The 14,054-nt window shown below is 69.2% G+C and carries 11 protein-coding genes and 1 pseudogene; 4 read left to right on the top strand and 8 right to left on the bottom strand.

Annotation, left to right across the window (positions count from 1 at the left end):
• Positions 1-426: ChaN family lipoprotein (locus QE494_RS14695; RefSeq protein WP_300044366.1), on the top strand; the 426-nt coding region annotated here is incomplete at its 5' end.
• Positions 427-498: 72 nt separating this feature from the next.
• Here the strand turns inward: QE494_RS14695 and QE494_RS14690 are convergent.
• Positions 499-1,833, bottom strand: a complete 1,335-nt coding sequence (locus QE494_RS14690) for an aminotransferase class III-fold pyridoxal phosphate-dependent enzyme (protein WP_300044364.1) — start codon at positions 1,831-1,833, stop codon at positions 499-501.
• Between the two features lie 125 nt (positions 1,834-1,958).
• Here QE494_RS14690 and purU point away from each other — a divergent pair, with 125 nt between their 5' ends.
• A complete protein-coding gene (gene purU, locus QE494_RS14685) occupies positions 1,959-2,804 on the top strand; it encodes a formyltetrahydrofolate deformylase (protein WP_300044362.1) in 846 nt (281 codons plus the stop codon).
• 142 nt (positions 2,805-2,946) lie between these two features.
• Positions 2,947-4,440 (top strand): FAD-linked oxidase C-terminal domain-containing protein, encoded by a 1,494-nt coding sequence (locus tag QE494_RS14680; RefSeq protein WP_300044360.1) that lies wholly within the window; start codon positions 2,947-2,949, stop codon positions 4,438-4,440.
• Positions 4,441-4,456: 16 nt separating this feature from the next.
• Here the strand turns inward: QE494_RS14680 and QE494_RS14675 are convergent, their stop codons facing one another.
• From QE494_RS14675 to tsaB, 4 genes and pseudogenes are all read right to left on the bottom strand, one after another.
• Positions 4,457-6,526 carry a filamentous hemagglutinin N-terminal domain-containing protein gene (locus QE494_RS14675; protein WP_300044359.1) on the bottom strand — a complete coding sequence of 690 codons (2,070 nt, stop codon included), beginning with the start codon at positions 6,524-6,526 and terminating at the stop codon, positions 4,457-4,459.
• Positions 6,527-6,729: 203 nt separating this feature from the next.
• A complete protein-coding gene (locus QE494_RS14670) occupies positions 6,730-7,656 on the bottom strand; it encodes a uracil-DNA glycosylase family protein (RefSeq protein ID WP_300044357.1) in 927 nt (308 codons plus the stop codon).
• A gap of 146 nt (positions 7,657-7,802) precedes the next feature.
• Positions 7,803-8,282, bottom strand: coding sequence for a ribosomal protein S18-alanine N-acetyltransferase (rimI, locus tag QE494_RS14665; protein ID WP_300044356.1), 480 nt, complete (start codon positions 8,280-8,282; stop codon positions 7,803-7,805).
• Positions 8,283-8,443: 161 nt separating this feature from the next.
• A pseudogene (gene tsaB / locus QE494_RS14660) lies at positions 8,444-9,124 on the bottom strand (tRNA (adenosine(37)-N6)-threonylcarbamoyltransferase complex dimerization subunit type 1 TsaB); the annotation flags it as partial.
• 34 nt (positions 9,125-9,158) lie between these two features.
• Between tsaB and dacB the strand changes: the two are divergent.
• Positions 9,159-10,793 (top strand): D-alanyl-D-alanine carboxypeptidase/D-alanyl-D-alanine-endopeptidase, encoded by a 1,635-nt coding sequence (dacB, locus tag QE494_RS14655; RefSeq protein ID WP_300044355.1) that lies wholly within the window; start codon positions 9,159-9,161, stop codon positions 10,791-10,793.
• Between the two features lie 41 nt (positions 10,794-10,834).
• On the opposite strand, the gene QE494_RS14650 is transcribed toward dacB, so the two are convergent.
• The 3 genes from QE494_RS14650 to QE494_RS14640 form a co-directional block, all read right to left on the bottom strand.
• Positions 10,835-11,779, bottom strand: a complete 945-nt coding sequence (locus QE494_RS14650) for an SGNH/GDSL hydrolase family protein (protein WP_300044354.1) — start codon at positions 11,777-11,779, stop codon at positions 10,835-10,837.
• Between the two features lie 134 nt (positions 11,780-11,913).
• Positions 11,914-12,918 (bottom strand): L-threonylcarbamoyladenylate synthase, encoded by a 1,005-nt coding sequence (locus QE494_RS14645; RefSeq protein ID WP_300044353.1) that lies wholly within the window; start codon positions 12,916-12,918, stop codon positions 11,914-11,916.
• Positions 12,919-13,036: 118 nt separating this feature from the next.
• A partial coding sequence (locus tag QE494_RS14640; RefSeq protein ID WP_300044352.1) for a 5-(carboxyamino)imidazole ribonucleotide synthase occupies positions 13,037-14,054 on the bottom strand: 1,018 nt, incomplete at its 5' end.

Below are 14,054 nucleotides of genomic sequence, written 5' to 3'. Positions count from 1 at the left end.
ATGCGCGCCGCAATGGCCGACGCCAGCCTCGACGGTCTGCTGCCGGCCGAGGCCTTGGCCCGCCAGCGCGAGGCCATGCGCGACGGCCACTGCGGCCTGCTGCCCGAATCACAGCTGGGCCCGATGGCCCGCATTCAGGTGGCGCGGGACCGAGCCATGGCGCAGACAGTGGCCGCACTCGCGCAGCAGGCCGCGCCAGGGCAGCGGGTGGTCCTGCTGGCCGGGGCCGCGCATGTGGACGCGGGGTTGGGCGTGCCGCGCCATTTGCCGGCGGCGCTGGGCTTCCAGACGCAGGCCTGGCCGGCGCAGCCGCCAAAGCGGGACTACTGCGAAGACCTGCGGCGTTCCATGGCGCCTGCGGCAGGCTCCGGCAAACCCGCGGCCGAGGCGCCCGCGCCTGTCGGCACAACGCCTCCGGGCCGCTAGGCGCCACCCGAGGGCAAGGCGCTCAGGCCCGTCACCCCAGGGCCAGCGCTGGGGCCGAACCCGCCCGCGGTCTCAGGCGTGGCGGCGGATCGCGTCGGCCAGGGTGTTAACCATCCGGTCGATGTGCTCGCGCTCGACGATGAAGGGGGGCGCAATCACGAGCACATCACCCGCCGGCCGGACCAAGGTGCCCTGCTTAAAGCAGTCCAGGAAGATGTCGTAAGCCCGCTTGCCGGGCAGGCCGGCAATAGGCGCAAACTCGACGGCAGCCGCACAGCCCAGGCTGCGGATGCCGATGACGTTGGGCAGGCCCTTGAAGGTGCTGTGGAAGGCGTCACCCAGAACCTTGCCCATCTCGCCGGCGCGCGCGAACAGCTGCTCGCGCTGGAACAACTCCAGGGTGGCAATGGCCGCGGCGCAGGCCACCGGGTGGCCAGAGTAGGTATAGCCGTGGAAGAACTCGACCACGTGCTCGGGTGCGTCGGTCTTCATCATCTGGTCGTAGAGCTTGTCCCGGCAGATCACGCCGCCCAGCGGGATGACGCCGTTGGTCACGCACTTGGCGAAGTTGAGCATGTCGGGGACCACGCCGTACCAGTCGGCACCGAAATTGGTGCCCATGCGGCCGAAGCCGGTGATCACCTCGTCGAAGATGAGCAAGATGCCGTGCTTGTCACAGATCTCGCGCAGGCGTTTCAGGTAGCCCTTGGGCGGGATGTACCAGCCCGAACTGCCAGCGATCGGCTCGACGATGACCGCAGCCACATTGCTCGGGTCGTGCAGGGGCAAGATGCGCTGCTCGAGTTCGAGCAGGGGGTCTTCGGCCCACACCGGCTCTTCGTTGTGGATATAGGCGTGGTTCACCGGATCGTGAATGAAGCGCATGTGGTCCACCCGCGGCAGCAGCGCGGTGCCATACACCTTGCGGTTGGCCGGAATGCCGCCCACGCTCATGCCGCCGAAACCCACGCCGTGGTAGCCGCGCTCGCGGCCGATGAAGACGTTGCGATGGCCCTCCCCGCGAGCGCGGTGGTAGGCCAACGCCACCTTCATCGATGTGTCGGCGGCCTCGGAGCCGGAGTTGCAAAACAAGACTTTGTTCAGGTCGCCCGGGGCCATGGCGGCGATCATCTGCGCTGCCCGGAAGGCCTTGTCGTTGGAGACCTGGAACGCGGTGCTGTAGTCCAGCGTGTCCAGTTGCTTCTTGATGGCCTCGTTGATCGGCTTGCGGTTGTGACCGGCGCCGACGCACCACAGGCTGGAGATGCCATCGATCACCTGGCGCCCGTCATGGGTGGTGAAGTGCATGCCGTCGGCGGCGACGAAGACCCGCGGGTCCTTGAGGAAGTGGCGGTTGGGGGTGAAGGGCAACCATTGGTTGTCCATCTGAAAGTCGATGAGGGCCATGTCGTGCTCCCAGTAATAACAAACGGCGGGGAGAACATTGTGGCATTGCCGTTCGGGCCCGCAGGCCTACCCGCCCGGCCCCCTCACCCGGACGGGGTCGGCCAGCCTGCGACAATCGCTCGGTCATGAGCCACGCCTACATCCTCACCCTGTCCTGCCCGGACCGCCCGGGCATCGTCCACGCCGTCTCCGGCTTCCTGCTGGAACGCGGAGGCAACATCGAAGAAGCGGCCCAGTACAACGACCCCGACACCGGCCTGTTTTTCATGCGGGTGCAGTTCGCCTGCGCGCTGGGTCTGGCCGAACTTCAGCAGGCGCTGGCGGGTCTCGGGACGAGCTTTGGCATGCGCTGGAAGCTCCATCCCCGCGACCAGGCCATGCGCACCGTGCTCATGGTGAGCAAGGAAGGCCACTGCCTCAATGATTTGCTTTTCCGCTGGAAAAGCGGACTGCTACCTTTGGATATCAGGGCCATCGTCTCCAACCACCGCGAGTTCTACCAACTGGCGGCCAGCTACAACGTGCCCTTCCACCACATCCCGGTGACGGCCACGACCAAGGCGCAGGCCGAGGCCAAGCAGCTGGAGGTCATTGAAGCCGAGGGTGCCGATCTGGTGGTGCTGGCGCGCTACATGCAGATTTTGTCGAACGAGTTGTGCCAGAAGCTGGCGGGCCGGGCGATCAACATCCACCACAGCTTCCTGCCCAGCTTCAAGGGCGCCAAGCCCTACTACCAGGCGCATGACCGGGGGGTCAAACTGATCGGCGCCACCGCCCACTACGTGACGGCCGACCTCGACGAGGGCCCCATCATCGAGCAGGACGTGGCCCGGGTCGATCACAGCAAGACGGTGGAAGACCTCACTGCCATTGGCCGTGACACCGAAAGCCTGGTGCTGGCGCGCGCGGTCAAGTGGCACAGCGAGCACCGGGTGCTCCAAAACGGCCACAAAACGGTCATCTTCAAATAGTCGCCTCCCGCCCCGGCTGCCGGGCGAAATCGCTTCTGAGCGGGTCCGATATCGGCCGGTCCGGAATCGACAATTTGGGCGCTCGGTCAGGCCATGCTGCGCCCGCCGCCTGCACCAGCGCCGAAAGACCTAAACTGCGCCCATGAACGCTCCGGCCCCCACCCAATTGCTGCGCCGCGCCGAACGCCAGCAGGCCCTGGTCGACTGCCTCACGCCCCTGCTGCCGGCAGGCGGACTGCTGTGGACCCCCGAAGAAACCACGCCCTACGAATGCGACGGCCTCACCGCCTACCGCCAGCGGCCGCTGGCGGTGGCCCTGCCCGAGACCGAGGCCCAGGTGCAGGCGGTGCTACGGGCCTGCCACGCGCTGCAGGTTCCGGTGGTGGCACGCGGCGCCGGCACCGGCTTGTCGGGTGGGGCGATGCCGCATGCCGAGGGCCTGACGCTCTCGCTGGCGCGCTTCAACCGCATTCTGTCCATCGACCCGGTGAGCCGCACCGCCCGGGTGCAATGCGGCGTGCGCAACCTCGCCATCAGCGAGGCGGCGGCGCCGGTGGGCCTGTACTACGCGCCTGACCCCTCCAGCCAAATCGCCTGCACCATCGGCGGCAACGTGGCCGAGAACTCTGGCGGCGTGCATTGCCTCAAGTACGGCCTCACCTTGCACAACGTGCTCAAGGTGCGCGGCTTCACCGTAGAGGGTGAGCCGATCGAATTCGGCGCCGAGGCACTGGACGCACCCGGCTATGACCTGCTGGCGGTGGTGGTGGGCAGCGAGGGCATGCTGGCGGTCACCACCGAGGTCACCGTCAAGCTGGTGCCCAAGCCGCAGCTGGCGCGCTGCATCATGGCCAGCTTCGACGATGTGCGAAAGGCTGGCGACGCGGTGGCGGCAGTGATCGCCGCTGGGATCATCCCCGCCGGGCTGGAGATGATGGATAAGCCCATGACCGCCGCGGTCGAGGACTTCGTCCACGCCGGCTACGACCTCAGCGCGGAGGCCATCTTGCTGTGCGAGAGCGATGGCACCGCAGAAGAAGTCGAAGAGGAAATCGCCCGCATGTCCGAGGTGCTGCGCAGCGCCGGCGCCACCGCCATCGCGGTCAGCCGCGACGAGGCCGAGCGCCTGCGTTTCTGGAGCGGCCGCAAGAACGCGTTTCCCGCTTCGGGCCGCATGAGCCCAGACTACATGTGCATGGACTCCACCATCCCGCGCAAGCGCCTGGCGGACATCCTGCTGGCCATCGCCGAGATGGAAAAGAAATACGGCCTGCGCTGCGCCAACGTTTTCCACGCGGGCGACGGCAACCTGCACCCGCTGATCCTGTTCGATGCCAATGACCCCGACCAGCTCCATCGCTGCGAGCTGTTTGGCGCCGACATTCTGGAGACCAGCGTCGCCATGGGCGGCACCGTCACCGGCGAGCACGGCGTGGGCGTGGAGAAACTCAACTCCATGTGCGTGCAGTTCTCGCCCGAGGAGCGCGAGCAGATGCTGGGTGTGAAGCGGGCCTTCGACGGCCTGGGGCTGCTCAATCCGGGCAAGGTCATCCCCACCCTGAACCGCTGCGCAGAGTACGGAAAGATGCTGGTGCGCGGCGGCCAGATCGCACACCCGGACTTGCCGCGGTTCTGAGAGCCTCAGCGAGGCCTCAGGGGCAGTCCAGCAGTTCTTCCTCGTAGCCCACCACGCCGGCCGCTGCGCCCCCATCCTGTTCGTCCTTTTGCGGCTCCGGCGGCGGCTGCAAGCCCTGGAGCACCTGCGGGTCGGTGCTCCCCTGCGTGGGTAGCAGGGCCTCCAGCGAGCCCCAGCGCAAACGGACGCCGGTCAAGGCGCTCGATGCGACGGCGCTCGCGGTCTGCAGCGCAGGCAGCAGCAAGCCGGGCAAGGTGGGGCCATCGATCAGGCGGTAGGTCCCGCCGCCGGGGCGCCCCGCGCCGGGGAGCAAGTCCAGCACCAGCGTGCTGGCGCCTGCGAAATTGGCCCTGTCACTGCCCGTCAGCTGGATCTGGTCATAGCCGCTGCCCCCCAGGGCCATGCGAAGCTGCGCGCCGTCCGCCACGGTGAAGAGCCCCGAAATGGCGAGCCGGCCGGCCGCCGCGACACCGTTGGCCACCGGTCCCGACAGGCGCAGGCTTGCGCCCGTGGCCAAGGTGGCGTTGCCGGTAATGGCGGCGCCTTGCGAGCCCCAGAGCCAGGTCGCGCCCGACATCGTCACCGAGGGCGCGGTGAGCTCCAGGCGGCCTTGTTTCGCCAGCAGTTCGGCACCTTGCAGGTCAATCACCGAGCCGGGACCGACTGCGCTGAGCGTGATGCCGGCCGCGGTGATGGGCGCCTGAATGCGAAGCGTGGCGGCCGTAGGGTCGCTTGGCATGGCCAGGCCATTGGCTTTCAAGCTGACCGTGCCCGTGCCGCTCGCCGTGATCGGTGCAGTGACCGAAAGCTCGGTGCCTGCTTCGAGCGAGAAGTTGGTGTCCTGGGGCAGCAGCATGGATGAGGCCAAGGTGATGGCGCCCCGGGACTGGAGCCGGTAGCCCGTGGTGGCGCCCAGGCCGGCCACGGCGATTTGGGTGGCGCTACTCGTCGAGTCCAGCTCGCTGCCGGCAGGCAGCAGCTCGATATTGCCCGTGTTGATGAACAGCTCCCCCATGCGCCCGATCGGCGCGCGGGTGTCGACCGCTGAAGTAAAGCCCAGCTGGCCAGCACTGCCGACTTCCACCTGCCCGCCGTCGCCACCGCTTGCGCCCCCCCGGGCGCTGATGGCACCGGCGCTGCTCGTGTTCGCCCCGGACCAGACGACGACCTGGCCGCCCGCGCCCTGCCCGGTGGCGTCGGCGCGGATCGTGGCCCCGGCCGCGAAGTCCGTCGTGTCGGCCGTGGGGACTGTGAGCGCGTCCTCAGTCTGCTGGACGGCGCGCGCCGCCAGAAAGTCGCCCCCCACCCGCACCTGCCCGCCGCCCAGTTGCCCGCTGGCATCGAGCAGCGCGGTGGACTCCAGCACCACCTGCGGGCCGAAGACGTCGATGCCGCCCCCCCGGGCCCCAGCCCCGGCGCGAGCGATCACCGTGCCAGACACCCGCGTTTCATTGAAGGCGCGCAGCACGACCCGGCCGCCCTCCTGCGCCACCTCCTGCGCCTCGATCCGTCCGCGGTGAGTCACATTGCCGCCGACCAGAAACACGTCGCCATGGCGGGCAATGATGCTGCCCTGCACCGACACGTCGGCGGCAGTGGCGGTGGCGGAATCCAGGGCACGCGAGCGAAGCAGGGCTCCCTGCCGGCCGGCGATCAGGTCGGCATCCAGGGCATCGACGGTGCTCGCGGTGAAGCCGGCGGTGTCGACCACCGCATTGGCACCCACGGTGATGCCGGCGGGGTTGACCAACACCAGCCGGCCGTTGGAGCTAAGGGAGCCCATCAAGTCGCTGGGCTGACCGCCAGACACCCGGTTGATGGATGTGGAAATGGGGACGTTGGCGTCGCTAGGCTGGACAAAGCGAACCGTGCTGCCTGCAGGAATGGAAAAGCTCTGCCAGTTGAGCGAGGAGTATCCGGATGTGCCAGCCGTCGTGCCGTTGGTCGTGGTGACCACCAGGGTATTGCCCTGCTGCTGCAGAGTGGCCGACCCGACTTGTGCAGCCGAGAACACCGGCAGGGTTTGAGCCGCCAGGCCGCCCACCCAAAGGCAAGGCGCCAGGCCTACTGAGGCGGCAAGGGCCAAGGCCAGAGGCGTGGGACGCGCCGGATACCTCTCCCGAGGTGGGGTGTCCGGTGCACCTTGGAGGTTTCCCCGAACAGATGGAGCCGAAAAAAGCATGGCTGACCTTCCTGCCCAGTGCCTGGGCGACCGATGAAACAACTACTTTCGATTTGCATCGAAAGTAGCACATTAGCAATCGCTCAGCAATGCGTTCGGGTCGCGATTTAAGTCGGGATTGAGGGCTCGCGTCCAGGCTCGGTGGACGGGAACTGGTCGAGCGCCAGGCACAGATCAGCCCAGGCCTTGGCCTTGTCGGGCAGGTTGCGCAGCAGGTAGGCCGGGTGGTAGGTCACGACCACCGGCACGCCCTCGTACTGGTGCAGGCGGCCCCGTAACTTGCCGATCGGCTCCTGGGTCGCCAGCAGGGACTGGACCGCAAAGCGGCCCATGGCCAGGATGATGCGAGGCTGCACCAGTGCGATCTGGCGACGAAGGAAGGGCTCACATTGGGCCACCTCGGACGGCTCTGGATTGCGGTTGCCCGGCGGCCGGCACTTGATGACATTGGCGATATAGACCCGGTGCCCGCGGTCCAGGCCGACGGCCTTGAGCATGCTGTCCAGGAGCTGCCCGGCGTTGCCGACAAAGGGCTCGCCACGCAGGTCTTCCTGCTCGCCAGGGGCCTCGCCGACGATCATCCAGTCGGCCTGGCGGTCGCCCACGCCGAACACCGTCTGGCGCCGGCCCTGGCACAGGCCGCAGGCCTGGCAGCCGGAGACGGCCTGCTCCAGGCCGTCCCAATCCAGCGCCTCGATGCCCGACGGCGGCGGGCCCAGGGTCGCGGGGGCGGACGCTGGCAACCGACCGCTTGGGGGGGCCGGACGGGGGATCGGCGGGATCGGCGGGGTCGGCGAAGTCGCCGGAGTTGGCGCTGCACCGGAGTGGACCGCTTGGGTCGACGCAGAGGATGCGGCGGATGCAGCAGCCGCCGCAGACCGGCCGGGGGCACCCGAAGCGGCAGATGTACTGGTGGCGGCCGGAGCGGCAGATGTGCCGGTGGCGGCCGGAGCGGCCGCGGGCAGCGGCTCGAACAGGCGGATGCCCATTTCGGCGAGCATCGCGCGTTGGCGGTCGTCGAGCGAAAGCGTCATGCGCGCATTGTCGCCGGGAGCGGGCGGACGGGCGACTGGGCCCAGGGGGCCGTGAGGGGCCTACAAGAAAACAGGGTCACAGATGCCGACTCACAGATGCCGCCTCAAAAATACCGACGCACAGATGCCGAGTCACAACGGCCAACTCACAGCGGCCGACTCATCACGATGGCGTCCTCGCGCGGCCCGGGTCCGGCAGGGTAGTAGCCCTTGCGCAGGCCCACCCGGCGAAAGCCCTGGCGCTGGTAGAGGCGCTGAGCGCCTTCGTTGCTGGCGCGCACCTCCAGCCACAGCCACTGGGCGCCCTGGGCCAGCGACCAGGCCGCCAGCGACTCCAGCAGGCAGGCGCCCAGGCCCTGCCCCTGGCAATCGGGGGCGACAGTGATGTTGAGAAGGTGCACCTCGTCGACCCCCTTCATCGCCATGTAGTACCCCAGCAGGCGCTCGCTGGTGCGCAGCAAGCGCCCCTCGTAGCCGGCGCGCAGCGAATCGGCGAAGTTGCCGCGGGTCCAGGGGTAGGCGTAGGCCGCCTGCTCGATGGCCATCACCGCATCCAGAGCGTTGGCCGTCATGGGTGCGAACTCGGCCCGGTAGTTCTGCAACGGGGCGTCGGGCACGGCGCTCATCGCGGACCCCCGGTGGGATGGGCGAGGCCTGGGGCGTCGGGCTTGCGCCCGGCGGTGGCGCCCAGGCCGGGCGCGTCTTGGCCAGAGGAAGGCGAAGCTGCAGATGTGGTCGCGGTCGCGGTCGCGGTCGCGGTCGCAGCTGTAGCTGTAGCTGTAGCCACCGCAGCCTTCAGGGCCTCACGCTCCGCGGTGGTCTGGGCCACCTTGTCGCGCACATAAAGCGGCAGCGCCTGGTCTGCGGGCTGGGCCTGGCCGGCCGCCAGCAGGGCGGGCGCCAGCCGCAGCAGGGCATCGGCCGTGGGCTGGGCCGGCAGCGCCGGGGCAGGTAGCCGCCCGGCGTAGGCCGCCTGCACATTGCCCGCCAGCACGAAGCCCGGCGGCAGCACCAGCGCTTCGGGTGCACCGAGGCTGACCTCGCCCTGCGCGTGCCAAAGGCCTTGCTCGAAGCGGTAGGCGCAGGCGTAGACCTCGCCCATGCGGGCATCGAGGGCGGCCAGCACCTCGGTACAACCATGCCGCTGCCGGGCGTCCTCGGCCAGGGCCATGAGGGTGTCGACCGGCAGCACCGGCAGGTTCGCGCCCAGGGCCAGGCCCTGGGCCACTGCGCAGGCGGTGCGCAGCCCGGTGAAAGAGCCGGGCCCGCGCCCAAAAGCGATGGCGTTCAGGTCGGACAGGCCCAGGCCTGCCTGGGCCAGCACCGTCTGTACCGAGGGGATGAGGGTGGACGAGGCCTCGCGACCGCCCTCGGACGCGTGCAGCGCCAGACGCGCCTGGCCACCGGCCATCCAGGCCAGGCCCACGAACAGCGTTTCGGTGCTGGTGTCAAAAGCGAGCAGATTCACGGTGGCGCGATTATCCCGCCCCGATAATTTGCCCATGCCAGCGCGCCCCCCCCACACTGCCCTGCCTCAAACGCTGCCGCGCGCCCTGGCCTCACAGCGTGCAGGGCTCCGAGCACTGGTCCATCTGGCGGTGCGCTCAATTTCCCGGGGGCTCCTCCGAGGACTTTCCCGCGTCCTGGCCATCGCCACGGTGCTGGCCGGTCAGGCCGCCCTGGCGCAACCAGTGGCCACTATCCAGCCCACAACCCAGGCCACTGCGCAACCCACCACACAGCCCCTGCCCCAGCCCCTGCCCGCCGAAATCGATGCCGCACTGGTCCGCGCCCGCCTGCCGCGCGAAGCAGTCACGCTGGTGGTCGTCGACGCGCAGGGCAAGGCGGCGCCCCGCCTGTGGCACCGAGCCCAGGCACAGGTCAATCCGGCGTCGATCGCCAAGTTGGCGACGACTTTCGCCGCTCTCGAGCTGCTCGGGCCGGCCTGGACCTGGACCACGCCGGTGCTGGTCGACGGCCCGATCCGCGACGGCGTGCTCCAAGGCAACCTCTACATCAAGGGCCAGGGCGACCCGCGCCTGGTGGTCGAGCGCCTGTGGCAGCTGCTGCGCCGGGTGCAGGGGCTGGGCGTGCGGCGCATCAGCGGCGACATCGTGCTCGATCGCAGCGCCTTCCAGCTGGGGCCGCAGGACCCGGCCGCCTTCGACGGCGAGCCACTCAAGGCCTACAACGCGCAGCCCGACGCGCTGCTGGTGAACTACCGGGCCATCGTGCTGCACCTCACTCCGTTGGGCACAGGGCAGCTTGCGGCGGTGCAGATGGAGCCGAGCCTGGCCGGTGTCGAGGTACCAGCCAACGTGCCCCTGACCAACGCCGCCTGCGGAGACTGGCGCGCCGGGCTGCGCGCCGACTTCAGCCAGCCGAACCGCATCCGCCTCGACGGCACCTATCCCGCCGCCTGCGGGCCGCGCGCGTGGCCGCTGGCCGCGCCTGAACCCGCCAGCCAAGCCGCCCGGGCGGTGGAGGCGCTGTGGCGTGAGCTGGGCGGACAGCTGGGGGGACAGGTGCGCGACGGCCTGGCGCCAGCAGGCCTGGCGCCGGTGATCAGCCTCGAGTCGCCGGCGCTGGCCGAGGTGGTGCGCGACATCAACAAGTTCAGCAACAACGTCATGGCGCAGCAGCTCTTTCTCACGCTCAGCCTGCAGCAAAAAGGAAGCGGCACGCTGGTGGGCTCGCGCGAGGTGTTGCGCCAGTGGTGGCGAGAGCGCCTGAAGGACGAGCCGCCGCAGTTCGACAACGGCTCGGGGCTCTCGCGGCAGGAGCGCGTCACCGCCGCCCAACTCACGCGGCTGCTGCAGTACGCGTGGGTCTCGCCGCTGATGCCCGAGTTCATCGCCTCGCTGCCGGTGACCGGCATCGACGGCACGGCGCGACGCACCGGCGCCAGCCCAGGCGCCGCAGGCCTAGCGCACCTCAAGACCGGCAGCCTGCGGGACGTGGCGGGGGTGGCCGGCTATGTGCATGCGGCCGACGGCCGACGCTATGTGCTGGTGGCCATTGCCAACCACCCGGACGCTGGCGCCATTCGACCGGTGGTGGACGCGCTGGTGGCGTGGACAGTGGGCGGACCGGCTACCGCACCCACAGCTGGCACGTCGCCCGCTGTACGCCGCTGAAGCAGATCCTGAGGGCTGACGGCGCTCGGCGCGCCGCCGGCTTACCAGCGAACGCGCAGCTTGCTGTAGGCGTATTCGCCGAGTTCGCGATGCGCCAGAGGCGTTGGGTAGACCGGGTCAGCGAACAGGTACTTGTTGGCGTCATACCCCGCCACTAGGTGCCCGGCAGTCGCAGCATTGCAAAGCGATGCGTCGACCTTGCCTGTCCCGATACCAATGCCCACACCAGCGGCGGTCGGCGTGCAGGCCACGGACAGTCCGCTGTAGCTTGCCGAATTGACCATCCCATTGAGCTGGACCCGCGAGTCGACGACAAGAACCTGCTCGCTCAGGTCGCTGACGTTGTAGACAAGTTCGATATAAAACTCGTCAGAGAGCGTTTCCAGAAAGCCCGTGCTGCTCACTGAGCTGGCCCAAGGCGTCTTGCCCATGTTGTACGGGGTCAGCACCACCACATGCTGGGCGCCACTGGACACCAACTGACGGACCTGCGTGGCCAGCTCGCGTGCAGCCTGGCGGACATTGGAGACAGCGGTGCTCTGGGCCGCGGAGGTATTGGCGACAACTGCCACGTTTCCCTCAAAGATCAGATCCGATGTGCCGGCACTCACGATGACCAAGTCGTTGCTGGTAAAGCCACCCGCCCAGGCGGCAATCTGGCTGGTCACACTGGTGGCGGCCACGCCGGTGGCGCCTATGGCAGAGGTAATGCGGGCGTGGGCCTTGGCCTTCACGTTGGCATCCAGCGGTGTCAGGCTGTAGTGGCTGGCCAACTGCCTCACCCAGTTGTTGACCGTACCGTCTCCATTGATCGTGTACAGAGCCGTGCCACCTGCCCCCAGCTTCATATCAGCCATCGCATCGCCAAACACCACCACCCGAGTCGGGCGAAAGTCCGACACCACCGTGGACCCGCCGCCGCAGGACGCCAGCAACAGGGCCAAGGCCCCTGCCAGGAGGGTGCGGAACGCGCGTTCAAAAGCCATGGGGTTTCTCCAATTGGCGACAGACACAAATGCGAGAGTTTACCGAGCCTGCGGACGATTCCACCGCAGGTCCGGCCCCCGCTCAGCGGAACACAGGGCCGCAGGCGGGGCGCCATGGCGCCAACAGTCAAGGCTCATCGATCCGCCGCCGCCCGCTGGAGCCGATCTCGCACACCGTCCCAGGCCGTATCGGCCGGGGGCGCCTCGACCCAGATCAGGCGGGCGCCAGCGTCATCAAAGTCGCGCAGGGCCGCGAACAGCGCACGCGCGGCGGCGGCGGCGTCCTGGGGCATGGGCACCAGGCGCACGCCGCGCGCGCCGACCTTGAGCGAACGGCGCGCCCAAACGGCCAGGCCCAGGTCGGAGGCGCCGGGCCCGAGCACGTCGAGCGCGTCTTGCAGGGCCGGGCCGTCCATCAGCCGCAGAGGCGCTTGCGGCGCGTAATGCGAGGCCAGGGTGCCGGAGGCGCGCGGCGCAGCGCCGGGCATTTCCTCGGGCCGCCACAGGCGCTCGCCGCAGGCGGTCTGGATCTGTTCAAAGCCAAGCGCGCCGGGCCTGAGGAGCACCGGCCGGCCCCGGGTGCAGTCGACGATGGCGGACTCGATCCCGACCTCACAGGCCCCGCCGTCAAGCACCAGCAGGCCGTCGCCAAACTCGTCGCGCACATGGGCGGCCGTGGTCGGACTCACCCGGCCGAAGCGATTCGCGCTGGGCGCGGCCAAGCCGGCCACCGGCGGCTCCAGGGCGGCGCAGGCCTGCAGCAGCGCGCGCGCCACCGGATGCGAAGGGCAGCGAAGCCCCACGGACTCCTGGCCACCGGCGGCGGCGCGGGCCACACCCTCGCGGCGCGGGACGATGACGGTGAGCGGGCCGGGCCAGAAGGCGGTCATCAGCCGGCGTGCCACCGGCGGCAGCTCGCGCGCGAAGTGGGCTGCCGCCTCGGCATCTGCCACGTGGACGATGAGGGGATGGTCACTCGGCCGGCCTTTGGCCGCGAAGATGCCAGCCACGGCGGCCTCGCTGCCCGCGTCGGCCGCCAGGCCGTAGACGGTCTCGGTGGGAAGCCCCAGCAGGTCGCCGGCAGCCAGGCGGCGTGCGGCCTGGGCGATGGCGTCGGGGCGGTGGCCGTCGAGGATCACGGGGTCAGGTCCGGTGGGCAGAAGGCGGTGGGCGGTGGGCGGTGGGCGGTTGGAGGATCGGTGCAGAACCAGGGCGGCGGCGCGTGAGGATGCAGAAAGAACGCGGGTGGCGCGGCCCTCAGAAGCGCTCGATCCCCAGAATGTCGCAGGCGTCCAGCGCGGTGACGCGCAGCCCTTGCGCCTCGGCGCCGGTGAGCGTGAGGTGGCCCATCTTGCGGCCCGGACGCGCCTCGGTCTTTCCATACAGGTGCAGGTGGGCGCCGGGCAAGGCCAGCACCGCGGACCAGTTCGGCTCGCGCGACACAGAAGTGCCCGAAGGGAACCACAAATCACCGAGCAAATTGAGCATGATTGCCGGGCTGTGCTGGCGCGGCGGTACCAGGGGCAGGCCCGCCAAGGTGCGCACTTGCAGATCAAATTGCGACAGGTCACTGCCGTCCAGGCTCCAATGGCCGCTGTTGTGGGGCCTTGGCGCCATCTCGTTGACCACCAGAGCGCCGCCTTCCAGTACGAAGAACTCGACGCACAGCACGCCCACGTAACCCAGGCCCTCAGCCACTGCGCGAGTGGCCGCCACCGCCTGGGCGGCCAGGGCCGGATCGACCAGGCCGTCGACCACTTCGGTCACCGCGAGAATGCCGCCGCGGTGCAAATTGCGCTGGACCGGCAGGTTCACCATCTCGCCATCGGCGCCGCGCGCCACCACCACTGAAATCTCGTCGGCCAGGGGCAACATTTTTTCGAGGACGCAAGGCACGTGGCGCAGATCGCCCCAGGCCCGGGCCAGTTCGGCGCGGGTGGCGACACGGGCCTGGCCCTTGCCGTCATAGCCCAAGCGGGCGGTCTTGAGAATGCCTGGCAGCAAGGCATCGCCCACTGCGGCGAGTTGCTCGGGGGTCTCGATCAACGCATGGGGTGCGCAGGGCACGCCGCAGCGGGTGAAATGGGCCTTTTCGCGGGCGCGGTCCTGGGCAATGGCCACAGCCTCGCCGCCAGGGGCAACCGGCCGGTGGGCGGCCAACTGGGCCAGGGCCTGGGCCGGCACGTTCTCGAACTCGGTGGTGATGGCGTCGGCCAGACGCACCAGTTCGGCCAGTGCCGCCGTGTCCAGGTAGTCAGCGTGCAGGTGATGGTGA

Source organism: Ramlibacter sp. (genome assembly GCF_029866045.1).
GTDB lineage: Bacteria > Pseudomonadota > Gammaproteobacteria > Burkholderiales > Burkholderiaceae_C > Ramlibacter.
This window is presented reverse-complemented; position numbering and strand designations above follow the sequence as displayed.

Bases quoted from the DNA above. Each gene is read 5' to 3' on its own strand.
- QE494_RS14690 (WP_300044364.1), bottom strand. From the start codon at position 1,833: ATGGCCCTCATCGACTTTCAGATGGACAACCAATGGTTGCCCTTCACC.
- purU (WP_300044362.1), top strand. From the start codon at position 1,959: ATGAGCCACGCCTACATCCTCACCCTGTCCTGCCCGGACCGCCCGGGC.
- QE494_RS14680 (WP_300044360.1), top strand. From the start codon at position 2,947: ATGAACGCTCCGGCCCCCACCCAATTGCTGCGCCGCGCCGAACGCCAG.
- QE494_RS14670 (WP_300044357.1), bottom strand. From the start codon at position 7,656: ATGACGCTTTCGCTCGACGACCGCCAACGCGCGATGCTCGCCGAAATG.
- rimI (WP_300044356.1), bottom strand. From the start codon at position 8,282: ATGAGCGCCGTGCCCGACGCCCCGTTGCAGAACTACCGGGCCGAGTTC.
- dacB (WP_300044355.1), top strand. From the start codon at position 9,159: ATGCCAGCGCGCCCCCCCCACACTGCCCTGCCTCAAACGCTGCCGCGC.
- QE494_RS14650 (WP_300044354.1), bottom strand. From the start codon at position 11,779: ATGGCTTTTGAACGCGCGTTCCGCACCCTCCTGGCAGGGGCCTTGGCC.